The 22340-nt window shown below is 58.5% G+C and carries 25 protein-coding genes, 1 other RNA gene and 2 pseudogenes; 13 read left to right on the top strand and 15 right to left on the bottom strand.

The features are described 5' to 3' along the window. Nucleotides 1-5 precede the first annotated feature (5 nt). Entirely contained in the window at nucleotides 6-1307 is a 1302-nt protein-coding gene (locus CIC07_RS09410; protein ID WP_094248379.1) for an ammonium transporter, read from the bottom strand. A 457-nt stretch (nucleotides 1308-1764) separates the two neighbouring features. Here CIC07_RS09410 and CIC07_RS09405 point away from each other — a divergent pair, with 457 nt between their 5' ends. Together CIC07_RS09405 and CIC07_RS09400 are read left to right on the top strand one after the other, a co-directional pair. Next, complete coding sequence (locus CIC07_RS09405; RefSeq protein WP_076358156.1) at nucleotides 1765-2202, top strand: helix-turn-helix domain-containing protein; 438 nt, start codon at nucleotides 1765-1767, stop codon at nucleotides 2200-2202. A 33-nt stretch (nucleotides 2203-2235) separates the two neighbouring features. Then, nucleotides 2236-2919, top strand: a complete 684-nt coding sequence (locus CIC07_RS09400; RefSeq protein WP_076358157.1) for a zinc metallopeptidase — start codon at nucleotides 2236-2238, stop codon at nucleotides 2917-2919. 92 nt (nucleotides 2920-3011) lie between these two features. Here the strand turns inward: CIC07_RS09400 and CIC07_RS09395 are convergent, their stop codons facing one another. Then, entirely contained in the window at nucleotides 3012-3641 is a 630-nt protein-coding gene (locus CIC07_RS09395; RefSeq protein WP_076358158.1) for a rhomboid family intramembrane serine protease, read from the bottom strand. 100 nt (nucleotides 3642-3741) lie between these two features. Here CIC07_RS09395 and tpx point away from each other — a divergent pair, with 100 nt between their 5' ends. Beyond that, nucleotides 3742-4254 (top strand): thiol peroxidase, encoded by a 513-nt coding sequence (gene tpx, locus CIC07_RS09390; protein ID WP_048744925.1) that lies wholly within the window; start codon nucleotides 3742-3744, stop codon nucleotides 4252-4254. Between the two features lie 95 nt (nucleotides 4255-4349). Further along, a pseudogene (locus CIC07_RS25835) lies at nucleotides 4350-4388 on the top strand (hypothetical protein). A 29-nt stretch (nucleotides 4389-4417) separates the two neighbouring features. On the opposite strand, the pseudogene CIC07_RS09385 reads toward CIC07_RS25835, so the two are convergent. From CIC07_RS09385 to CIC07_RS09375, 3 genes and pseudogenes are all read right to left on the bottom strand, one after another. Then, nucleotides 4418-4708: pseudogene (locus tag CIC07_RS09385) on the bottom strand (DUF1499 domain-containing protein); the annotation flags it as partial. A gap of 89 nt (nucleotides 4709-4797) precedes the next feature. Next, a non-coding RNA gene (gene ssrS / locus CIC07_RS09380) (6S RNA) lies at nucleotides 4798-4982 on the bottom strand. Nucleotides 4983-5039: 57 nt separating this feature from the next. After that, nucleotides 5040-5813, bottom strand: coding sequence for a YesL family protein (locus tag CIC07_RS09375; protein ID WP_076358159.1), 774 nt, complete (start codon nucleotides 5811-5813; stop codon nucleotides 5040-5042). 166 nt (nucleotides 5814-5979) lie between these two features. On the opposite strand from CIC07_RS09375, the gene CIC07_RS09370 reads away from it, so the two are divergent. Further along, entirely contained in the window at nucleotides 5980-6123 is a 144-nt protein-coding gene (locus tag CIC07_RS09370) for a sporulation protein YjcZ (RefSeq protein ID WP_076358160.1), read from the top strand. Between the two features lie 230 nt (nucleotides 6124-6353). Here CIC07_RS09370 and cshA read toward each other — a convergent pair whose 3' ends face one another. After that, nucleotides 6354-7949: a degradosome RNA helicase CshA gene (gene cshA, locus CIC07_RS09365; protein WP_076358161.1), complete on the bottom strand. Its 1596-nt coding sequence runs from the start codon at nucleotides 7947-7949 to the stop codon at nucleotides 6354-6356. 175 nt (nucleotides 7950-8124) lie between these two features. Between cshA and CIC07_RS09360 the strand changes: the two genes are divergently transcribed. From CIC07_RS09360 to CIC07_RS09350, 3 genes are all read left to right on the top strand, one after another. Further along, nucleotides 8125-8958 carry a YitT family protein gene (locus tag CIC07_RS09360; RefSeq protein ID WP_083688360.1) on the top strand — a complete coding sequence of 278 codons (834 nt, stop codon included), beginning with the start codon at nucleotides 8125-8127 and terminating at the stop codon, nucleotides 8956-8958. Nucleotides 8959-9109: 151 nt separating this feature from the next. Next, nucleotides 9110-9298, top strand: coding sequence for a hypothetical protein (locus CIC07_RS09355; protein ID WP_174806358.1), 189 nt, complete (start codon nucleotides 9110-9112; stop codon nucleotides 9296-9298). A 265-nt stretch (nucleotides 9299-9563) separates the two neighbouring features. Continuing rightward, a complete protein-coding gene (locus CIC07_RS09350) occupies nucleotides 9564-10757 on the top strand; it encodes a putative glycoside hydrolase (protein ID WP_076358163.1) in 1194 nt (397 codons plus the stop codon). Nucleotides 10758-10861: 104 nt separating this feature from the next. On the opposite strand, the gene CIC07_RS09345 is transcribed toward CIC07_RS09350, so the two are convergent. The 4 genes from CIC07_RS09345 to CIC07_RS09330 form a co-directional block, all read right to left on the bottom strand. Then, on the bottom strand, nucleotides 10862-11062 hold the full coding sequence (locus CIC07_RS09345) for a DUF3906 family protein (protein WP_021881691.1): 201 nt from the start codon (nucleotides 11060-11062) through the stop codon (nucleotides 10862-10864). Between the two features lie 123 nt (nucleotides 11063-11185). Then, nucleotides 11186-12154, bottom strand: coding sequence for a 6-phosphofructokinase (gene pfkA, locus CIC07_RS09340; RefSeq protein WP_048748577.1), 969 nt, complete (start codon nucleotides 12152-12154; stop codon nucleotides 11186-11188). A 56-nt stretch (nucleotides 12155-12210) separates the two neighbouring features. Next, a complete protein-coding gene (locus CIC07_RS09335; protein WP_076358164.1) occupies nucleotides 12211-13293 on the bottom strand; it encodes a tetraprenyl-beta-curcumene synthase family protein in 1083 nt (360 codons plus the stop codon). Nucleotides 13294-13315: 22 nt separating this feature from the next. Beyond that, nucleotides 13316-13633: a hypothetical protein gene (locus CIC07_RS09330; protein ID WP_076358165.1), complete on the bottom strand. Its 318-nt coding sequence runs from the start codon at nucleotides 13631-13633 to the stop codon at nucleotides 13316-13318. A 150-nt stretch (nucleotides 13634-13783) separates the two neighbouring features. Here CIC07_RS09330 and CIC07_RS09325 point away from each other — a divergent pair, with 150 nt between their 5' ends. Then, nucleotides 13784-14968 carry an MFS transporter gene (locus tag CIC07_RS09325; RefSeq protein WP_076358166.1) on the top strand — a complete coding sequence of 395 codons (1185 nt, stop codon included), beginning with the start codon at nucleotides 13784-13786 and terminating at the stop codon, nucleotides 14966-14968. Nucleotides 14969-15054: 86 nt separating this feature from the next. Here the strand turns inward: CIC07_RS09325 and CIC07_RS09320 are convergent, their stop codons facing one another. Then, nucleotides 15055-15252 (bottom strand): cold shock domain-containing protein, encoded by a 198-nt coding sequence (locus tag CIC07_RS09320; protein ID WP_021882190.1) that lies wholly within the window; start codon nucleotides 15250-15252, stop codon nucleotides 15055-15057. A gap of 105 nt (nucleotides 15253-15357) precedes the next feature. Next, nucleotides 15358-16074: a methyltransferase domain-containing protein gene (locus CIC07_RS09315; protein ID WP_076358167.1), complete on the bottom strand. Its 717-nt coding sequence runs from the start codon at nucleotides 16072-16074 to the stop codon at nucleotides 15358-15360. A 160-nt stretch (nucleotides 16075-16234) separates the two neighbouring features. Here CIC07_RS09315 and CIC07_RS09310 point away from each other — a divergent pair, with 160 nt between their 5' ends. From CIC07_RS09310 to CIC07_RS09295, 4 genes are all read left to right on the top strand, one after another. Continuing rightward, nucleotides 16235-16468, top strand: coding sequence for a hypothetical protein (locus CIC07_RS09310; protein ID WP_076358168.1), 234 nt, complete (start codon nucleotides 16235-16237; stop codon nucleotides 16466-16468). Nucleotides 16469-16626: 158 nt separating this feature from the next. Next, nucleotides 16627-16806: a hypothetical protein gene (locus CIC07_RS09305; RefSeq protein WP_076358169.1), complete on the top strand. Its 180-nt coding sequence runs from the start codon at nucleotides 16627-16629 to the stop codon at nucleotides 16804-16806. Nucleotides 16807-17022: 216 nt separating this feature from the next. Next, nucleotides 17023-18822: an oligoendopeptidase F gene (gene pepF / locus CIC07_RS09300; RefSeq protein WP_076358170.1), complete on the top strand. Its 1800-nt coding sequence runs from the start codon at nucleotides 17023-17025 to the stop codon at nucleotides 18820-18822. Nucleotides 18823-19030: 208 nt separating this feature from the next. Further along, nucleotides 19031-19171, top strand: a complete 141-nt coding sequence (locus tag CIC07_RS09295) for a hypothetical protein (RefSeq protein ID WP_157741884.1) — start codon at nucleotides 19031-19033, stop codon at nucleotides 19169-19171. A gap of 108 nt (nucleotides 19172-19279) precedes the next feature. Here CIC07_RS09295 and CIC07_RS09290 read toward each other — a convergent pair whose 3' ends face one another. Genes CIC07_RS09290 through CIC07_RS09280 form a run of 3 tightly spaced genes read right to left on the bottom strand, consistent with a single transcriptional unit; the run spans nucleotide 19280 to nucleotide 22324 of the window. Beyond that, nucleotides 19280-20152 (bottom strand): DUF92 domain-containing protein, encoded by an 873-nt coding sequence (locus CIC07_RS09290; protein ID WP_076358171.1) that lies wholly within the window; start codon nucleotides 20150-20152, stop codon nucleotides 19280-19282. A 25-nt stretch (nucleotides 20153-20177) separates the two neighbouring features. Next, complete coding sequence (locus tag CIC07_RS09285; protein WP_076358172.1) at nucleotides 20178-20954, bottom strand: glycerophosphodiester phosphodiesterase; 777 nt, start codon at nucleotides 20952-20954, stop codon at nucleotides 20178-20180. Continuing rightward, nucleotides 20951-22324, bottom strand: coding sequence for a CapA family protein (locus tag CIC07_RS09280; protein WP_076358173.1), 1374 nt, complete (start codon nucleotides 22322-22324; stop codon nucleotides 20951-20953). Before CIC07_RS09280 ends, CIC07_RS09285 begins: the two co-directional genes overlap by 4 nt. Nucleotides 22325-22340 lie beyond the last annotated feature (16 nt).

Below are 22340 nucleotides of genomic sequence, written 5' to 3'. Positions count from 1 at the left end.
CGGGATCAAGCTTGGATATTCTGGCTTGCTTTCTTCAGCTGCTCCGGATAGCCGTAGTTGCCGTGCTCGCTGAGGTCAAGGCCGGCGATCTCCTGCTCTTCCGTAACCCGAAGCCCCATGACGAACTTCATGATGCCGAGGAGCACGAAGCTGACGACGAGAACGTATGCGCCGCAGATGACGACCGATTCCAGCTGAACCCATAGCTGATGCCAGGAACCGGTGTCGATGAGGCCTCCGCGGCCCACCGCGACTTTGTCAGCCAGTTCCTGCGTGGCGAAAATGCCGTTGGCGAGCGTGCCCCAGATGCCGGCGGCGCCGTGAACGGACATGGCGAAGATCGGATCGTCGACTTTGATCTTCTCGAAGAAACGGGCGCTGAAGAAGACAAGCACGCCGGCGACGAGGCCGATCACGACAGCCGCCCAAGGGTCGACGAAGGCACAGGATGCGGTGATGGCGACCAGTCCCGCGAGAGCCCCGTTCAGCGTCGTGCCGATGTCGGCCTTGCCCATGACCGCCCAGGAGATGAGCAGGGCTGCGACAGCGCCGCCGGCCGCTCCGAGCTGGGTGTTGAACGCGACGTATCCGAAGAATCCGTCGCCGATAGCGACCGTGCTGCCGGCGTTGAAGCCGAACCAGCCGACCCAGAGGATCAGGACGGACAGCGCCGTGAACACTTGGTTATGGCCGAGAATTTCGTTGGCCGAGCCGTCTTTGTTGAATTTGCCGATGCGGGGCTTCAGCAGCACGGTGCCCGCGAAAGCGGCCAGTGCGCCCGTCAGGTGGACGACGGTCGAGCCGGCGAAGTCCTGCGCGCCGTCCTTGGCAAGGAAGCCGCCGCCCCAGATCCAGTGGGAGACAACGGGATAGATGAGGGCTGTGAACAGAACCGTGAAGATCAAGTATACGGAGAGCTTGGCGCGCTCAGCGAAGCCGCCCCATGCGATGGAAAGCGATACAGCCGCGAATGCAAGCTGGAACATGAAGAAGATTGTCGTCGGAAGGCCGTTGTCGACCGAGGCCTTGGCCGGGTTCAAGAAGAAGTCTCCCCATCCTATGAACGAATTGCCGTCGCCGCCGAATGCGATGCCGTACCCTACGGCCCAGTAGATCAGGGAACAAAGGCCTACGGTAAAGATCGTCTTGCCGGCGACATGTCCGGCATTCTTCATGCGGGTCGAGCCGGTTTCCAGAAGGATGAATCCGCCCTGCATGAGCAGGACCAGAATGGCGGCCAGCATGACCCAGAGGGCGTTAAGTCCCATGTTGAGCGTTCCGGCGGAAGGATCTTCCGCGAATGCCATTGCCGGGAACAGGACCAGCAAGGCAACGAGAGATATCAAGCTTTTTTTGACCACAACGACCACTCCCCAATGTAATGTTCTCTGACACGTTTTGAAAGACTTAATGCCATTATAGTCAGAAGTACCTGGTTTGACAATATACAAATGAATAAAAACGCAAAGGATATCCGACATTCCCCTATCTAATCGTAACGGATGTTATGTTTTTTAACCGGTTTGGCCTCCAATTCAAGCCATCCGTCTTGAATCTTTCGCAGTTCTTGGGGCATGTCCACATCTTTTTGCGTCTTCTCCAGGAGCCTGAATGGGATCGCCGGCCGTCCATGTCAGGTTTTCTGCAATCGCTTCCATTAAAATATAGGCCGTTTGGAGTCCGTTTGTTTGACGGCATCGTTCCTTAGCGATTATCATAGTTTTTAATAGAGAGCGTTAGGGTTTATAAGGATGGTGGAGGAGAATGGGCGAGAACCTGCTGAAGATCGGAGAATTGTCCCGCCAGGCCAGCGTCAGCGCGCGGACGATCGATTATTATACGAAGCTGGGCCTGATCAGCCCCGAGACGCGTTCCGAGGGGAATTATCGTCTCTACAGCATTGAAACCTTGGAACGGCTGAAGCGTATAGAACAAATGAAGAAAGACAAATATACGTTGGATGAAATTAAGCAGGCGCTGGACAGCTGGAACAAAGTCTCGTCCGTGTCTCAAGTCACGCAGAAGCTGAGTGATCTGCAGCTTCATCTCAGCCAGCTTGAGCGTGAAGTGAAGGAGCTTGAGCCCGTTATCCAGAATCTCAAGCCCAAGCAGGCCAACCAGGCTTTCAACCGGCTGATTCCGCAGACGGCCGCCTGCATCGAGGCGCTGATGCTGATTCTGAACAAAGGCAATTTCATGTAAGCCAACGCAAACCATGCAGCATGGAGGGATACTATGTTTTTTCATCCGATGGACTTCTTGATTCTGATCGCCTTCGGCCTCTCGATCTGGGCTCAGTTCCGAGTCAAGGGCACGTTCAACCGCTGGGCTGAAGTTCCTGCCATGAGCGGCATGACAGGCTATGAGGCCGCCAGGCGCATGCTGGATGCCAACGGCCTCCACGATGTGCCGATCGAACCGGTCCCAGGACGCCTCAGCGACCACTACGACCCGATTCATCGCGTCGTCAGACTGTCGGAGCCGGTTTACTACGAGAGCTCCATATCGGCCATCTCCGTCGCCTGCCACGAAGTCGGCCATGCCATCCAGCATCAGCAGAGCTACCCGATGCTGGTTCTGCGCCACCGGATCTTCCCGGTCGTGAACTTCGCTTCCGGCATTGCGCCGTTCCTGTTGATCGCAGGCTTTCTGTTCTCCGCCACGGGCCTTATCGGCGCCGGCATCGTCTTCTTCTCGGTAGCGGTCGCATTCCAGCTCATCACGCTGCCCGTCGAGTTCAATGCCAGCAACCGCGCGCGCGAGCTGATGGTATCCGAAGGATTCATCAGCAACGAAGAAGAGCGCGGCGTCGCCAAGGTCCTCAACGCAGCCGCCCTCACATATGTGGCAGCGGCGCTGATTTCCTTGCTGGAGCTCGTGAAGTATATCATGATCTTCACTTCCTCGAACCGCGATTAACCTTCCCGGACAGGTGAAAAGGCGTCCCAGAAAATCTGGGACGCCTTTTTTTGTCTGCTCATTCAGGGAATTTCCATACGTATGGATCCCTGCTACCGCCGATAGCGGTCCTTGCGGTATCTTTCCCTTTTGTCCATCAGTCCGTACAGGAGGAAGCCGCCGATTGCGCCGCCCACATGCGCCCACAGGTCAACGCCGACATTGATGACGGAATAAACGACTCCGAACAGCAGAATGATGTATACCGTCTGCTCGGAGCTTTTGTCCATCATGCCCTTGCGCAGCAGCGCGATGAACAGGTAAGCCCCGTATACGCCGTAGATCGCCCCGGAAGCTCCCAGAGACAGCTGAGTGCCCGTTACGATGACCGCGCCGATCAGGTTGCCTGCAACGCCGCTGAGCAGATACAGGATCAGGTACCTGACGGAACCGAGCAGCCTCTCCAGCGGAGGGGCGAACACGAGCAGGGCGAACATGTTGAACAACAGATGCTGCAGCCCCCCGTGGACGAACATCGACGTCACATAGCGCCACGGCTCTTCAAGACCGTAGGGGTCCAGCGGGCTTTGAAAGAATAAAAACCGGCTGGTCAGCGTTCCGGTGTTCATCCCTCCGCTCGCCATCTGGCCGATGTACATGAGGATATTGAGCGCGATCAGCACCGATGTGACCGGATAGGACTTCAAGTAGCCCCGGAAGCTTTCGTAGCGCAGGAATATCATTAAGGCGTCTCCTCCTTAGCCGATTGGACAACACGGTTAGCGAACGATTATAATGGTCTAGCATTTCCTATCCCAAGCATTGTTGAAGGAGGAATTCCCCATGGCACAAGAACGTCAAGCGGCTTTCAAAGGAAATCCGATCACGCTCGTTGGTCCTGAGCTCAAAAAGGGCGACAAGGCGCCGGACTTTTCCCTGAACAAATCTCTCGTCGAGAACGTATCCCTCGCTGATTATGCCGGCAAGATCAAGCTCATCAGCGTTGTTCCTTCCATCGATACGGGCGTATGCGACGCCCAGACCCGCCGCTTCAACGAAGAAGCCGCCAAGCTCGGCAGCAACGTGGCCGTGCTGACCGTCAGCGCCGACCTTCCCTTCGCCCAAGCCCGCTGGTGCGGAGCGGCCGGCATCGATCAGGTGACCCTGCTGTCCGATTACAAAGGCAACGAGTTCGGACAAGCTTACGGCGTCTTGATCAAGGAATTCGCTCTCGACATGCGCTCGATCTTCGTGCTGGATGCCGACAACACGATCCAATACGTCGAGGTTCTCGGCGAAATGACCGAGCACCCGAACTACGAGGCAGCGGTTGAAGCGGTTCGCGCCCTGCAATAGGCCGCTTCCGCGATAGAGAAAAGCGAGCAAGGATGAACTCCTTCGCTCGCTTTTTTTATGTTCAAGCCTGAGTCGTCTTGAAGGCGGACAGCTTCTTGTCGAGCGTACGGTAAATGTCCAGGATAATGCGGTAATTGGCCCCGAGATCTCCAAGCGATCCGCGGGAAGCCGAATAAATATCCACCGCCGATGTTACCGGGCCGACGCCGATGACCGACACCGTGATATCCATCGTCCTGCCTGTAACCGTTCTCTTTTCAAGCACGATCTCCCCTACGGACTGCACGTCATGAAGAACCTTGTATCCTTGCATCTTCTTGAGCGTGGACAACACTTCTTCCCAGGCTTTGTCCTTCGATAGCTTGTAATAATGGGATTTGAGCTGCGGATCCTTGGCCTTGTCGCCTGTTTGTTCGAAGCTGCGGAGCAGTCCGATAAACGTACGTTTCAGCAAGTGATGGTCTCCCCCTCCGGCATCTATATGTATACCCCTGCAAAAAAAAGGCCCTGACAGCAGTCAGAGTCATGGAAGAACTCTAAAATTATAGTCCCGCAGTGCCGTCTGGCTTGCTTGTTTCTGAACCCGCTCTCGCAGGTGGGTGTCCTCAGACAGGGTTTTGAGATCCTCCATAAAATGAAGGCATGTCAGCCGCCCGCCGATGTTGAACTCCCGTGAAACAGCCATTGGTTCAAAACACGTTAAGCCATAACGAGCACCGCAGGATGTATAGCTATTATAAGCTTTGTCGAAACAAAAGTAAAATCGCCGAGGCTTAAAAAGGCCGTTATTTCTTGGTATCCTCGCTCAGCTCAGCCTCCAAGGCGTCTTCTTCGGCTTCCTTGTTCCTCGCTTCCGTCTGAGCCTGGATTTTCTGGTACGTCAGGTAGAAATTCCAGAATGCGAAATAAGCGATGATGCTGCCCATGAAGAATGGAATCAGCCAAGTGAGCTTCGTCGAAAAGCTGATATAGATGATAAATCCGCTTACAATTGCCGTCGAGAACGAGCGGAGCGGCCTTCCGATCGTGATGAGCACCGCGTTCTTGAGCAGCTGGAACGTCTTCATATGGTAATGGACGACCATGGAGAAGAAGTTGAACAGCGAGATCCCGAGCAGCAGAATCAGGCCCAAAAAGACATAGGACACCAGCTGAAGGCTCGAATTGCCTTGGAAATACTTGAAGTCCACGATCATGATGCCGAATATGAGCGCATACACGATTCCGCCGATCATGCTCTGAACATAATTTTCTTTGTAATGGCGGAAGTAGGTCCGGAAGAGCGGGACGTCAAGATCCCCCATCACCCATTTGCGGGCGACTCCGAACATGGCGGATGTAGCCGGGAACAGCGTGAACGGAGCTACGACCAGTCCCATGACCAGCCACCAGTAAAACATGCTCATCGCGTTCTCTTCCAGGCCGGTCGACAAGAATGCCGTGAATACAAAAAACGCGAAAGGCAGCGAACATACGATCCAGAGAATATTCGTCACCGCAAGTCTCATGATCCATTCCGAGATGCGGTAGAACCCTCCCATAATTCCTCTCATTTCCATAAGCGGACCCCCTAGAAGCAAGCTTGAACATCTGCTTTTCCATTATAACTCAGCCGAGCCCATAAGCCCAACTTTTTGACGGGAGGGCTAACGTCCTTCCCGTGGCAGCCGTACCGGAATAATGTGTATCATCTTCACCCTATCAACTACACAGGAGGTGCTTCACATGGGCGCAGCTTACGGAGGAATCGGAGGCGGTTACGGCGGTTACGGCGGTTGCGGCGGTTACGGCTTCGGCGGTTACGGCATTGGCGCGATTCTGGTCCTGTTCATTCTGCTTGTCATCATCGCTCGCGCATTCTGGTACTAATCGGCGGCGGGCTGCCGCTGCGGACTACGGGAATCCTTGCCGCCAGGCAAGGACCGCTGCCGGCATCCATCCCGAAATGGAATCAGGGCAAACATGGGGCATCGAAATGAATTAGATGAAATGAGAACGAACGTCCGCAGCCTTGGCGGCTGCGGGCGTTTCCTTAGTGGAAGCCGAAATGAAAAAGCCGGGAAATCCGCATTCGGATTTCCCGGCTTTCATTTTGAAAATCAACCTTCCGTCGGACGGCGCGTTTCGCTGCTGCTGCTGCGATTCTCATAGCTGCGGCCTTCATAACCGCGGCTGCCTTCCGTTCTTGGCTTGTAGCCGTCACGGCTGCTGCTGCTGCGGTTGCCGCCGTAGCTGCTGCCGCCGCCGCTGCCGTAGCTGCTGCGTCCGCGAGGACCGCTGCCGCCCGTGCTGCCGCTGCGGCTGCCGCCGCCGCCATAACCGCTGCCGGAGAACCGGCGGCCGCTGGAGCGGACGTCCGGACGGCGCTTTTTGGCGCGGATCGGATCTTCAGGAGTAAGCTCGACGTTGACATCCTTCTTCTCGCCAGTGATCAGCTTGATCGCCGAGGCGAGCAGATTGACGGAATCGTACTGCTCCAGAAGCTGGATCGCAATGCCTTTGTATTCCTGGAAGCTCTCGCTTTGCGCGATTTCAAGGATGCGCTCGGCTGTAATGCGCTGCTTGCCTTCGATTGCCTCTGCAAGGCTAGGCACCGGCTTCTTCGAGATGCGCTGGCGGGTAACCTTCTCGATGAAGTGAAGGTGGTCCGTCTCGCGCGGCGTCACGAAGCTCCATGCCGTTCCTTCCTTGCCTGCACGGCCGGTACGGCCGATCCGGTGGACGTAGCTCTCCGGATCCTGCGGAAGGTCGAAGTTGATGACATGCGTTACGCCCGATACGTCGAGACCGCGTGCCGCAACGTCCGTCGCCACGAGGACGTCGATGCTGCCGTCGCGGAACTTGCGCATGACGTTGTCGCGCTGGTTCTGGGACAGGTCGCCGTGCAGTCCGTCCGCGGAATAGCCGCGCTTCTGCAGAGCTTCGCTCAGCTCGTCTACCCGGCGCTTCGTGCGTCCGAAGATGATGGCGAGCTCAGGGCTTTCCATATCGAGCAGGCGGCTCAAGGCGTCGAATTTCTGGCGCTCGTGGACCTCGATGTAGGCCTGGGCGATCAGCGGCGCGCTGACTTGCTTCGGAATGACGGATACATGCTCCGGATTTTTGAGGAACTGCTGGGCAAGACGCTGGATGTTCGGAGGCATCGTCGCGGAGAAGAGCATCGTCTGGCGCTCTTCAGGCACGAGGCTCAAAATCGACGTGATGTCTTCCATGAAGCCCATGTCCAGCATTTCATCCGCCTCGTCGAGGACGACGGTCTGGACATCGTCCAGCTTGATCGTCTTGCGGTTGATATGGTCAAGAAGACGTCCTGGAGTACCGATAATGATTTGCGGGCGCTTCTTCAGAGCGCGGATCTGGCGTCCGATTTCCTGACCGCCGTAGATAGGAAGGGAACGGGTTCCCTTGAAGCGGGAGAGCTTGCCGATTTCTTCGGCCACCTGGATGGCCAGCTCGCGGGTCGGCGTCATGATCAGAGCCACGATGCGTTCTTCGCTGGATGGAATCTTGTTGATCAGCGGAATACCGAACGCCGCTGTCTTGCCTGTACCGGTCTGTGCTTGGCCAATCATATCGCTGCCGCTCATCGCGATCGGAATGGACTTGTCTTGAATAGGCGTGGATTCCTCGAACCCAAGCTCTGTAATTGCCTGCAACACCTTAGGGTCGAGGCCAAATTCAGCAAATGTTTTCAAATCTTATCCAAACTCCTTCTCTTTGTAAAGCTCGCTTCAAAAATATCCTGTTTAGTATAGCACAAAGACATGCATGAATACCAGCCGCATGCAAAGCCATACTAGGGGGGACATGCCAAATAGCTTTCCGCTTCGCTCCCCAGGCTATTCAATGCCATTCCGATCGGAGGTCCTCATGAAACCAATGCGTGGCGCTTTGTCCTGGCTTTCCGTCACAGCGGGCTCGCTGATGATCGCCGCGGCGTTCAATCTGCTGCTCATTCCCCATCAGCTGCTGAGCGGCGGCATTTCCGGGATCTCCATGATGATTGGCTATTTGACGAACAGCAACATCGGCTGGCTCTACCTTGTGCTCAACATTCCGGTGCTGGTGTGGGGATGGTTCACGCTCGGCAAGCGGTTCGTCGGCTGGAGCGCCTATTCGGTCGCTGCCGCCTCCCTCTTCATGCAGCTGGTCCCCGTCGAGATGCTCGCCCGGGATATTCTGCTCGGATCGGTGTTCGGCGGCATCGTCCTCGGCTTCGGAACCGGACTATGCCTGCGGGCCGGAGGCTCCTCCGGGGGATTCGACGTCATCGCCTCCATCGTCAGCCGCACCCGCGATCTTCCCGTCGGGATGTTGATCTTTCTTCTCAACGGCCTTGTGATCGTCATTCTCGTCGCGTTCACCCGCAACGCCGAAATCGCTTTATATTCGCTCATTTCGATTTTTACCGCCGGGAAAATCGTGGATATCGTCCATATCCGCCATCTCAAAGTAACCGTGTTCATCATCACCAAGCGCACGGAGGACATGCTCCAGCAGATGCTTGCGCGGCCCCGGGGAGTCACCGTCATCCGTACACGGGGAGCGTTCACCTCCGAGGAAAACGACATGCTGATGACCGTCACGACCCGCTACGAGCTGGACGAGCTGAAACGGATGGTGCGCAAGCTCGATCCCAAGGCTTTCGTCAATATCGTGGAGACGGTCGGCATTCTCGGCGATTTCAGGCGCAATGGGAATTGAACGGATGTTCTGGGGGCAGCAGCGGATTTCTCTCCGCTTCCCTTTGAATGGCGGCCTTGAGATGGTATACTGACCCTATCCCGTAGTTCATGTTTCATGCCCAGCGTTCTGCCCTGAACACATCGATGAGAAAGGGTGATGCAAGGTGGATATGGAAACGGTCAAACTGTCGAGGATTGTGGAAAAATTGGCGCCTGAGCTTCATTCCTTCCTCACGGAGCATGAGCTTGGCCTCAAAATCGTCCTGCGGGACGGATTTTCGGTTCTGGAACCGGCCGATGCAATGGAAATCGTCCAGCAAAGCATTTGTGAATACCAGAAACAAACGCTTTTGCATTAAATGCCCGGCCCTGCCTGCAGGCTTCGCCTCCCAAGGCGAAAGCCCGAGGAATAGGAACATCCCGTTCCGAATGCGCCTGGCTGCCCGCCTCTCCTCGAGGCGGGTTTTTTGGTTGCGCGAATTTACAAATGCAACCCCAAGCTCCAATACGGTTGCGGATAGACACCATTCGTCCCTATTCAACAACTTGCATGAAATTTCTTGTGTCAGCCATCCCCATTCTGTTTTATAATCTCAAGAGAAGAGTACATAGGGAGAGAATAGAATGGAAATGGTTTACTCGACGCTGCTGCTCCTCATGCAGCTCCTCTCCGGAGGAACCGGCCAGCAGGCAGACGCATCCCATGGGATGATGGCCACCTACCTCAATGCCGCCGCAGGCAAGGAGGTCATGGCCGTTCCGGCCAAAGAAGTGCAGGCGCCGGATGCCGGCGGAGCCGACTTCGTCAAGAAGGATCCGCAGCCGGACTCCCCCGCCGTCAAAGGCATCTACGTGACCGCCCACAGCGCAGGCGGAGCACGGCTTCCGAAGCTGCTGAACCTTCTCGACAAAACGGATCTCAACAGCATGGTCATCGACATCAAGGACGACAACGGCTACTTGACTTACCCGACGGACAACGCCGAGCTGCTCAAGCTCGGCACCGCCAAGAAATACATCAAGGACATGCCTTCCCTGATGTCCCAGCTCAAGGAGCATGACGTCTATCCGATCGCCCGGATCGTCGTGTTCAAGGATACGGTGCTCGCCGAGAAGCATCACGAGCTGAGCTACGTCCGGCCGGACGGCACGCTTTGGAAGAACGGCAAGGGCGATGCCTTCGTCAATCCTTATTCCAAGGAAGTATGGGACTATAATATCGCGGTCGCCAAGGAAGCCGCCAAGCTCGGCTTCAAGGAGATCCAGTTCGATTACGTCCGCTTCCCCGAAGGCTTCGAGAAGAAAGCCGACACGCTCAAGTATGAGAAGACCGACATCAGCCGCGTCGATGCGGTCGCCGGATTCGTCAAGTACGCCAGAGAGCAGCTCGCCCCTCTCAACGTCCGGGTATCGGTCGACATCTTCGGATACGCCGCCTCTGTTCCGGCAGCGGAAGGCATCGGCCAGGATTTCGTGAAGATTTCCAAGTATGTCGACGTAATCAGCCCGATGGTCTATCCGAGCCATTATTCCACCGGCTGGTTCGGCGCCTCCAACCCGGACATGAGTCCCTACCAGGTCATCAAGGGCTCCATGGTCGACACGCACAAGAAGCTGGATCCGATCGGCAGCTACAAGCCTGTCATCCGGCCATGGATTCAGGACTTCACCGCCAGCTGGCTAGGCAAAGGCCATTACATCAAGTACGGCAAAACCGAAGTGGAGGCCCAGATCAAGGCGCTTCACGATACCGGCGTCGAGGAGTATCTGCTCTGGAATGCAGGCAACAGCTATACGGAAAGCGCCAATTTCAAATAACCGGACTCATTCCCAACCATCCGGAGGAAGCGGCGATCGCTTCGCTCCATCAGAAAAAAGGTCAGCAGCCTCATTGAGGCTGCTGACCTTTTTCATTCCACATGTCAGCCTTCGATCACATAACCGTTGCCCGGCTCCGTCCTTTTCTTCTCCACGATCGCGATGGAGGTCATCTCGGGAACCTTCAGGAAATGCCGCTGCACATGGCTCTCCACGTAGGAGAACGCCTTTTCGTCTGTCGCGGCGAGCACGATCAGATGCGCCTGCCCTTGCTCAAGCTGAATCTCGATCTTATACAGGAACATAGGTGATTCCTCCTTGAGGGATGTCGTCGTTATGGGCCAACGAAGCGCACGGCTTGCCAGAAAGCCCTGCCGCTGCGGCTTGGGGCCGCCGGACAGGGCTTGGCTCTTGAATGATGCGGCTTCTTATTGGGACAAGCGGAGAGCCAGGTTGTACAGCTCCATATTGAACGGCTTCTTCGTGTTGACGACAAGATCGATGTCGGTCGCGGTCAGCTCGCCTTTGATGATGCCGCAGGACTTGGCCGAATGGCCTTCCATCAGCTGGCGCACGGCAAAATCCCCGAGCTGGCTCGCAAGGATGCGGTCGTTGTGGGTCGGCGCCCCGCCGCGCTGGATATGGCCCAGCACGGTCGTGCGCGGCTCGATGCCGCAGCAGTCCGTGATATGCTGGGCGACATTCTCGCCCTTGCCCGCGCCTTCGGCGACCACGATGATGCTGTGGCGCTTGCCGTGCTTGAAGTTGTCCTGCATCCGGCGGGACACCTCGTCCAGATCGTACTCGACCTCGGGAACGATGATCGTCTCCGCTCCGCTCGCCAGACCGGCATAGAGAGCGATATCGCCGCAATGGCGGCCCATGACTTCGACGATGGACGAGCGCTCATGCGAGGTCATCGTATCGCGCAGCTTGTTGATGGCATCCACGACGATGCTGACGGCCGTGTCGAATCCGATGGTGAAATCCGTATATGCGATATCGTTGTCGATCGTGCCCGGCAACGCCATCGTCTTGATGCCGAGCTTGCTCAGCTTGTTCGCCCCTTGGTAGGATCCGTCCCCGCCGATGACGATAAGTCCGTCGATGCCCCGCTCCCGCAGGACGTCAGCACCCTTTTGCTGACCTTCCGGAGTCAGGAACTCCTTGCAGCGGGCCGTCTGCAGCACCGTGCCTCCGCGCTGGATGATATCGCCGACGCTTCGCAGGTCCATGGGACGGATGTCATCGTTGATCAAGCCTTGGTAGCCTCTCTGGACGCCATATACATCCAGTCCGTAGTACAGGGCGCTGCGCACCACGGCGCGCACGGCAGCGTTCATTCCCTGGGAATCCCCGCCGCTGGTCAGAACAGCAATCGATTTAACAGCTGACATGTGTAAATCCTCCAATGACGCATATTTATTTAAAAAAAATAGCTTACAGCTTCGAATTAGGCGCGGATGCGGCGGATGACCACGCTGTTCATGAAAAAGAACAAGCGGGTCAGCGGGCTGCGCCTCATCAGCTTCCGGGATACGCTGCGGACATCCTGCTGGCCGCTGACCTTGGGGTCGGACAAATAAAGAGCCAGAAGCCCTTCAACGATCATCCGGTGGAAGCCGGGCTCCGGCAGCCTGCGGATATCCTCGCGGGCCCTCCGGACGATCTCTCCGATCCGCTGGGCAGCCTCGGCCGTGCTGCTGTAGTAGTTGCAGAAGTTGAGATCTCCGCCCTCGCGATCCTCCTCCTGGTCGATCAAGTAATCCAGAAGAATATGAAGCCCGCATACATGGGGGAAATAAGCCCTTCTGACCTCCACCGCTCTATCCGGCGTCAGAGCCGGATCCAGAGCGGCGGCGAACAGCGTGAACATGCCGAGGGTCGAGCCCGTCGCCGCGGCGAATTCGTTCCACCGGAGCTCGGGATACTCCCGCCGATGCAGCTCCCACCACGCCAGCAGCTTCGCTTCCCGCAAATCCTTGGCGATATGCTTGTACACCTGCAGATCGCCGTAGAGGCCGACCAGCCGGGATACTTCCGGCTGTGCGGCGGCATAGCCGGGCAGCATGGCCGCCTGGCGCTGGCAGGTGCGCACCAGATGATGCAGATAACCGCCGTCGTCACGCTCCGCCCGCAGCGCATAATAATCCGTCAGCTCCGCGTCGGGGTCGACGGCATCCAGCATCGAGCGGTGCAGCAGCCGGAAATCATCCGCATCCAGAGATGTGCTGCGGTCGCATAAGTTGTCCAGATAGTCGCTGATCGTCTGCAGCGCGACGATCAGCGGTATGAGGACCTTGCGGGAAGCCGGATCCGCGATCGCGTATACGGAGCCTCCCTGGCAATGGAATCTTTTTTCCTTCATGCTGCTCAGAGCCTGCGTCCGGAGCTCGGGATCGGGGATGCGCTCGGCGCGCTGCCTGAGGCTCTCAAGCTCCGCCGCGACGTCCGGAAGCGCGTATTTGTACACCCGGTACATCAGGCGCAAAGGCTCTGCCGGCGCTTTGCCGGCTGTCAATGTTCGTTCGCTCATGTATGGCGCCTCCCGAATTTGCTTAGGAATGGCGCCGCAGTTCAATCTCCTGATTGACGCGGTACCAGATATGCAGATCGTTGATCCGGCTAGCAAGCTCGGCGATCTCGCTGTTCAGGAAGCACGAATGGCTGAAGTCATCCTCTTCCTCGAGCATCCGCTGCTTGTCCCGGATCCTGTCCTCGAAAGCCATGACCAGATCCGGTATGCGGCCGCGGATCAGCTCCCACTGCTCGATGATGAGCAGCTGTTCGCCGGCCTCGTATTCCTCCCACTGCCTGTCCAGCGACGGAAGCGGGATTCCGAGCCGGCTGTCCGTACGGAAATAACGATTCCCCATGGTAAACCTCCAAAATAACTTTACCATCCCGAAACCCTAAAATCCAGTGCCGAAGCCGAAAACAATGCGACCTTGCCGACCGTCCATGCTATACTTTCAAGAGTTCTTGACACCGGAATTATTGACATCGACAGGAGTGAAGCTTGGCACATGTCCGACATGACCGCCTCCAACACGCTGCTGGCTCCCGGAGCGGCAGCCCGGGAAGCCTGGAAACTTCGCGCATTCTGCTTTTCCATCTATGCCACCCAAGCCGTCCTGGTCTCCTATTTCCCGCTCTACTTCATCGACAAGGGATTTTCAAGCCAGCAGATCGGCTTCATCTATTCCTCGGGTCCGATGCTGTCGATCGCAGCCAATCTGGTCGCAGGAGCTCTGAGCGACAAATACCGGACGATCCGCCGCATCCTTCTCGCCCTGCTGTTCGGACAGCTCGCCTTTGCGGCGCTGCTGCTTCCGCTCAGCGCCTTCGGTCCGGTCGCGCTCGTCATGGCCGCCTTCTATCTGTGCCAGACTCCCGTCAACCCGCTCTCGGACAGCCTGCTTCTGATGTCGGCTCCCCATACCGGACGCCCTTATGCTCTTATCCGCATTTTCGGTTCCCTCGGCTTCTGCCTGGCCGCCTATGTCATCGGACTGGTGCTGAAGCTCACCGGAACAGGAGCGGCCGTATCGATCGCGCTGATTACGACGGCGGTGTCGCTCGCGATCGCCTGGCAGCTGAGAGACTATCGGGGAGCGCCCGGCAAAATGGACTTCTCCGGCCTCGTCAAGCTTGTCCGCAGGCCGGACATCATCGCCTTCTTCTCCATCGTGCTCGTGCTCTCCGTCTCCCACCGGATGAACGACGGCTTTCTCGCGCTCGCCATGCGCGAGCGCGGCGCCAGCGATGCGCTTGTCGGAGCGGCTTGGTCGCTGTCCTCGCTGAGCGAGATTCCCGTCCTGTTCCTGCTGGGACGGTACGGCAGCCGCTTCAAGGAGCTGCCGCTGCTCGCCATCGCGGCGGCGATGTACGCCATCCGCTTTTTCCTCAATGCCCGCATAGAGGATCCGTCGCTGTTCCTGCTGACGCAGCTGATGCACAGCGTATCGTTCGGCATCTTTTTCTCCACGGCCATCCGCTATGTCGCGACGGTGATTCCCGATGAATACCGCGCTTCCGGAATGGCGCTGTACGCCGTCGTATGGACGGGAATCGCCGGCGTAATCAGCGGCCTCGCCGGCGGTTATTGGTTCCAGCATCTGGGCAGCGCTCCGTTTTTCCACATCGCCTCCGGCCTTGCCCTGGCGGCATCGGCCAGCATCCTCGCCATCCATGCCTGTTCCCGGAACTGAAAAAAGGCGCAAAAAAACAAGGCCCCCTTGAGGGGGCCTTGTTCTGCTCTATTAGAAGCAAACCCGCCTAAGCGGATCCTATAAACCTACAGTTTAACGACGTTAGCAGCTTGAGGACCGCGGTTGCCGTCCGTGATGTCGAATTCTACAGCTTGACCTTCGTCCAGGGACTTGAAGCCGTCGGTTTGGATAGCAGAGAAGTGAACGAATACGTCTTCACCGTTCTCAACTTGGATGAAACCGTAGCCTTTTTCTGCGTTGAACCACTTAACTGTTCCTTTCAAATGAACAACCTCCTAAAATGACGCCGCCTTGGAGAGCGGCGAATAAGCCCATTATACACACCAGCCATGCCGATTGCAACGAGCCGGAACGGTTAAATCCATTTTTTACCGTGCCGGAATCGAGATCTGCAAAAACCGGTCTGAGCCTGGGATGAACGGCAGTCGGGACGGCATGAGCTCCGTAGTACCGCCTGCGGCCGCAACCGCTTCCATTAATCGCTCGAGATCGCCGTTCGGCTCCCAGTGCAGAGACAGCAGCGGGTAGACCAGAACGCGGCCTCCCGGCGCGCAGATGCGCATCATCTCGAGGAGCGACCGGCGGTGGAACTCGTAGCCGAGCGACTCCGCATACAAGAACAGGAAGTGGCTGCAGACGACAAGCGCGAACCGCCCGTCCGCCGCCGGCAGCTCCGGCAGGCTCGCCGCGACATAGCGGCTCTCCGCTCCGGGCAGCGCGCGGTCCGCGGCCGAGCGCCCGAGCGCCGCCAGCCTGCCTGTCCGGTGGCGATCGAGATCGCCGTAATAGCTCCAGTCGAACTGGTTTTTCAGCCGCTCCAGCTTGGCCGTCGAGGCGTCGATCTCCGCACGCGCAGCCTCATGCCATTGCCGTACAGGGACTCCATACGTGGGGTCGAATGCCGCGGTCCGGCAGCCGCGCGCTGCCGCTTCCGCCGTGAACGACGACGCTCCGCCCGCGACATCGGCGATCTCTCCGGCAGCCAGATCCTCCTCGGACAGCCCGAACATGGCCATGTACTCGTCGAGGCTCCGGCATGTAACGGCGACTCCCTGCTGCTCGTAAGGCTTCAGTTCCGTTCTCATTTCCTTATCTCCTCCGCTCTTCTTCTCCTGCGCTCTCCCGGCGCAGGCAGAATCTCCATATTATGGAGATGGTTAGACTCTAACCGATTCCGCGGTTGATTTCCAGCCTTTTTTAACGCTATGATGAAGGGATAACAAACAACGGGAGGACATAAGCCACGTGATTAAGAAGCATCAGATCTATAAACGCGACAAATACAACATGCTCAATGTGGAGGTCCACGGAAAAACGCTCATAGCCAGGGAAATATCGGACCAGTGGGGCGAAGAGTGCTTCACGTTCGTATCCCGTCCCGAAATGATGCACTGGGCGGAGAACAGGTTCCGTGCGAGCGATTTCGCCGGACGGGAAGAAGAGCGCATCGCCATCCTGGAAGCGCTCCGCGAAGTCTGACCATTCCGACATCCGGCAGGAAAACGGCGCTTTCGCACCGAATGGGATAACCGAGCGGTTGCGCGTTGTCTATTGTCCTGCCCCTATGCAAGGCCGCGCCGGCTTGCCCGCCCATGGAGGCAGCCGTCAGCAATCCGCAATGGAGGCAACCCTTAGCGATGGATACGACTTCCGCTGCCATTTTCATTATTTCCGCTTTCGTCCTGGGGGCCGTCATCCTCATGAGCCGGAACCAGATCCCCGAGCGGCTGCGCAAGCCGCTCGCCTTGACCGCCATCGTGCTCGTGGCATTCGCTTTCCTCGTCGTCGTCATGACCTTGTTCAATCTGGGGACATAACGAGGGGAAAGACATGCCATACTAGGCAGACAATGCCCGGTTGGAGGTCATGCCATGAAATGGATTCCGCTGCTCCTGTCCCTCAGCCTGCTCCCCGGAAGTCCCCAGCGGACTGCCGCCGAACAGAGCGAAGCGGTCCTGTCCCGATCCGGAGCCGGCGGGGCGTTCCCGCCCCCCGCTCAGGCCCTATCCAAGACCCCGACAAGGAGGCCGACTATGAGCCAAGTACCGAAACGTTCCGAGACCGCGCCAGAGTCCCGCTGGAAGCTGGAAGACATTTTCGCCGACCAGAAAGCCTGGGACAAGGAATATCAGGAAGCCAAGACCAAGCTCAAATCCGTCGCTTCCTATCAAGGCACGCTCAGCGACGCCTCCAAGCTCAAAGCCTGCTTCGAGCTCGAGGACGATCTGGGCTATCATGTGGAGCGTCTGTACGTGTACGCCAACATGAAGCATCACGAGGATACGGCCGAGCCCGAATTCCAGGCCCTGTCCGAAAAATCGCAGCGGCTGAGCGTCGAAGCCGGCGAAGCTCTCAGCTTCATTACGCCCGAGGTGCTCGCCCTTCCGGACGACAAGCTCGATGCTTTCATCGCCGATCCGCAGCTCGCTCCCTACCGCCATACGCTGGAGGAGATGAAACGCCAGAAGGCCCATGTCCTTTCCAAGAACGAAGAGTCGCTGCTGGCCCAGGTCGGCAACATCAGCTCTTCGCCGCAGACGATCTTCAGCATGCTGAACAACGCGGATCTGAAGTTCCCCAAAGTCAAGAACGAGAAGGGCGAGGAAGTCGAGCTCTCCCACGGACGCTACATCGAGTTTCTCGAGAGCCGCAACCGCCAGGTCCGCGAGGACGCGTTCAAGACGATGTACGCTACATACGGAAAGCTCAAAAACACGCTGGCCTCGACGCTCAGCTCCAACGTGACCAAAAACGTCTTTTATGCCAAGGCGCGCAAATATCCTTCCGTACTGGAGATGTCGCTCTACGGAGACAACATTCCCAAGTCGGTCTATACGAACCTGATCGACACGGTGCACAAGTCGCTGCCGCTCATGTACCGCTACATGGAGCTCCGCAAGAAGCTGCTCGGCGTCGACGAGCTGCATATGTACGATCTGTTCGCCCCGCTGGTTGACGAGTTCGACATGAAGATCACGTTCGACGAGGCCAAGAAAATCACAGCGGAGAGCTTGAAGCCGCTGGGCGAAGACTATGGCAAGGCGCTTCGGGAAGGCTACTCCAACAGCTGGATCGACGTCTATGAGAACGAAGGCAAGCGCAGCGGCGCCTACAGCTGGGGAGCCTACGGCACGCATCCTTATGTGCTGCTGAACCACAAGGACAACCTCAACAGCATGTTCACGCTGACGCATGAGATGGGCCATGCCCTCCACTCGTACTATTCCGACGGCAACCAGAAGTACCGCGACGCGCAGTACACCATCTTCCTCGCCGAAGTGGCGTCCACGCTGAACGAAGCGCTGCTGATGGACCACCTGCTGAACAAGTCCACGGATCCGAAGGAGAAGATGTACCTCCTCACCTACTACGCGGATCAGTTCCGCACGACGGTGTTCCGCCAGACGATGTTCGCGGAGTTCGAGAAGATCATCCATGAGAAGGCGGAGGCGGGCGAATCGCTGACGCCGCAGGAGCTGTCCAAAATCTACTACGACCTCAACGCCCTCTACTACGGCAAAGGCATGGTCGTGGATCAGGACATCGAGATGGAGTGGGCGCGCATCCCGCACTTCTACAACAGCTTCTACGTGTACAAATATGCGACCGGCTTCTCCGCCGCCACCAGCTTCGCCAAGCAGATTCTGGAGGAGGGACAGCCGGCGGTGGACCGCTATCTCGGCTTCCTGAAGAGCGGCGGCAGCGACTTCTCGATCAACATCCTCAAGAAGGCCGGCGTCGACATGAGCTCGCCGGAGCCGATCGAGCAGGCGATGAGCGTGTTCGAGAGCGTCATCAGCCAGCTCGAGGAATTGACGGCATCGGCCAAATAGGCTTTCCTTCCAAAAAGCGTCCGTACAGGCAGCTCAAGCTGCTTGAACGGACCCTTTTTTCATGGGGAATAGCAATGGTCAGGACCGTTGTTGCCGGGAAAAGGATAGGACGAGCACGATCTATCAACTCAGCCTTCATTGCCCCATCCCGGATTCACTTGTTTTCATGCTGAGCGGATGCTCCCTTTTCGGAGGAGCACGCCCGAGCATGAACCAACATCTCCCCCCCTGCACCGAAGCCCATGAAGAAAAGGATGGGAAGGCTGTAGAGACTATGCCTGAAAAAGCGGTTGTGCGCAAGGATCATGCTATGCCATTAAACAAAAATCGTTTGGATCCACCTTATTAACGGCCAGCCCAAGGAGGCTGAGACAAAGAAGAGCCGAATGAAAGCATGCTTTCATTCGGCTCTTCTTTGGATTGAAAAAATCCTCCCGCCATTTCTCCGGCTTCGAGGCTAGAGCAGCTGTCCGAGCAAGGCAGCCAGCGCCCCGGCCAGCAGCGAAGACAGCAGGTTGACCGCGTCGTTCGTCATCCAGCCAAAGCCGCGGATGCGCTCGGAAGCGGCGCCGCAATGGACGGCGCGCTCCGTCTCGCAGCCGCAGACCCGGCAGCGGTACATGGCCTGCACGGTCGCGCCGAGCCATGAATCGGCGAACGCGCCGGCCAGGCCCGCAGCGGCGCCGGCGAGCAGCAGCGCCAATGCGGGAGGCGCCGGCACGGCCGCGGCGCTCCAGCTCGTGGGCGCCTGCGCCAGCAGCATGGCGCAGGCGCCGATGAAGGCGCCGCCGGCGAGCGCCGCCAGGCTGCCGAGCGGCGTGACGCCGCCGCTCGTGCCGGGGGCCACCCGGCGCAGCGTGCGCACCGACACCGGAGCCCGGCGGCTGAGCGCGCCGATCTCCGTCGCCCAGGTGTCGGCATTGACGCTGGCCATCACGCCGACAAAGGCATACAGCAGCCACGGCTCCGGCCAGAAGCCGTAAATCGCGCAGAGGAAGAGACCCGCGCCTCCATTGGCGGATACTTGGCCGGCATCCCGCCTGCTGCCCTTGGCGTAGTTTGTTTCCGCTCCGGACTTGGCGGCATGCTTCTTCTTCCATTTCGACCAGTAGGTCGAAGAGACGAAAAAAGCGATCAGCAAGCCAAACCAGATAGGCCCCCCGTAAAAGACGTAGCCGGTGCCCATGAAAGCGGCCGCTGCCGTCCCGGATCCCGACAATGCCCGCAGCCGATAAGCTGTTCCGGCAATGGCGAGGCTGCCTGCCGCTCCGATCGCCAGCCGCAGCAGCGGCTCCGATCCAAGCAGCGTCCATAGCTCGTTCTCCGTCATCGTTCCGCCCCGTTTCCTCGTCTGCTCATCCCGGCCACGCTTCCCGCCCCGGCAGCTCCAGCGGCTGCGGCAGGCTGCGCAGCGCTTCCCGCCAGCGGTCAGGGTAATTCGTGCAGATCAATACCGAAGGGTCCATGAGCGCATAACGCCGGATAAGGCGAAAGTCGTTCAGCGTCCAGACCATCGTCCGGATGCCGGCCGCCTTGAGGAGGCGGATCCGCTCGCGGTTCATCGCGGAATGATCGGCCGACAGCAGGCTGCAGCCCAGCGCCGACAGCTCGGCCGGCAGGGAAGCGCTCCAGCTGTCGCTGATCAGGCCGGTCTTGATGCCCGTATCAAGCGACCTCAAATGCCTGAGCGACTCCCTGCTGAACGAGGTCAGCACGCTGCGCTCCCGCATTCCGCTCCGCTCCACCGCCTCGGCCACCCGCTCCTCCAGCAAGCCGTCCCCCCGGTCATGGCGCTTCAGCTCGATGTTGAACTTCAGCCTGTCCCCTGTTTCCCTCAGGACTTCCTCCAGCAGCGGCACGCCTTCCTGCTTGAAGGCCGGGGAAAACCAGCTTCCGGCATCCAGGGACCGAAGCTTGGCGGCAGCAACGCGGGCAGCCTCCGTCCTCCCGCCGTTCGTCGTGCGGTTCAGGCGCTTGTCATGCATCAGAACGGGAATGCCGTCGCTGGACAGCTGCACGTCGATCTCGGCCCATTCGACATCGTCCGCATCCGCGGCCAGCCGAACCGCCGCCAGCGTATTCTCCGGAGCCGCGCCTGACCAGCCGCGGTGGGCAACGCATGGATTCCTCAACGCGCCTTCACCTTGCCGTCCGATCCGACTGCAGCCGCAGAGCTGATGCTGTCGAGTCGCTTCAGCAGCGCCGCGGCTTCCTCTCCTTCCATGGGAGCAGGCCGGGACAGCGTTATTTTCATCGGATGGAACTGCAGGCCGCAGTTGCCTTCCTTGGAGCAGACGGCGTCCAGCACGCCTGTCTCGCTCGTCTTGGAGTTGGAATTGGAGGTGAAGATGAAATTGCCCAGGCTGTAGGCGATCCACTTGCCCTTGTACAGCTCGAAGCCTTGCAGCACATGAGGATGCGCGCCGATGACGAGATCGGCTCCGGCATCGACAAGATCCCTCGCGAGACTTTTCTGCTGCGCGTTCGGCTGATCGGAACGCTCGGTGCCCCAGTGGACCATGACGACGACGAGATCCGTCTTCTGCTTGGCGGATTTGATCGCCTCGACGGCTCTCGCCGAATTGTAGGCTTCCGCGACTCCGATCCGATTCGGACCTGCCATCCAGTCCGTCACAGGAAGCACGCGGCTGACGCCTATGTAGGCGATCTTGACGCCTTTGCTGGAGAGAATGACGGGAGCGAAGGCCTCCTTGTCGTTGCGGCCGCCCCCCACATGGGGAAGCTTGACTTCGTCGAGGTGCTTCATCGTGTCCAGAAGACCTTCCGTGCCCTGGTCGAGCGTATGGTTGTTGGCGACGGTGACGACGTCGAAGCCGGCTTCCTTGAGCGGCTTCAAATAGCCGGGCTTGCCTTTGAACACATATTGCTTGTCCTCTGCCGGCTTGCCCCGCAGCGTGATCGGCGTCTCCAGATTGCCGGCGGTAAGGTCGGGCTTGGACAGATAGGAAGCAGCGCCTGTGAACGGATAGTCAAGGCCGTTCGCCTCCATCTGATCCGCCACTTTGGACGCCAGCAGGATATCGCCCGTAAAAGCAAGGCGGACAGCTCCCGCATCCTTCGGCATATCGCCGCTCCAGCCGCTGCCCGGGCTCGTGGAATCGGCCGGCGGCAGCGTCGCTTGTGGAGTCGCCGAGACGGTCGGCTCCGGCGTCGGACTCAGCGACGGTGCCGGCTCCCCGCTGGGCTCCGGCGTCGGCGATGGCTGCTCCGGACTGGCGGAAGGCGGCGGGCTCGGACTGGGCGCGGATGAAGGATCGGATGAAACAGCCGGAGCCGGACTCGTCCCCTCGCTGCCGGAGCCCCCGGACGAAGCCGAGCTGCCGCCTCCGCTGGCGGAAGGATCCGTCCGGCTCCATAGAAATCCGCCGACAAGCAAGGCCGCGGCGGCAAGAAGAATGAAGTTGACGATGACGAGCCGGCGGAGCCGGCGCTTGCGCTGGCGACGGTGATGCTGCCTGGAGTTGGAACGGGATACGAACAAAAAAAGACAGCTCCTC

Source organism: Paenibacillus sp. RUD330 (assembly GCF_002243345.2).
Taxonomy (GTDB): Bacteria; Bacillota; Bacilli; order Paenibacillales; family Paenibacillaceae; genus Paenibacillus_O.
Note: the sequence above shows the minus strand (reverse complement) of the source record. Positions and strands in the feature narration are given on the sequence as shown.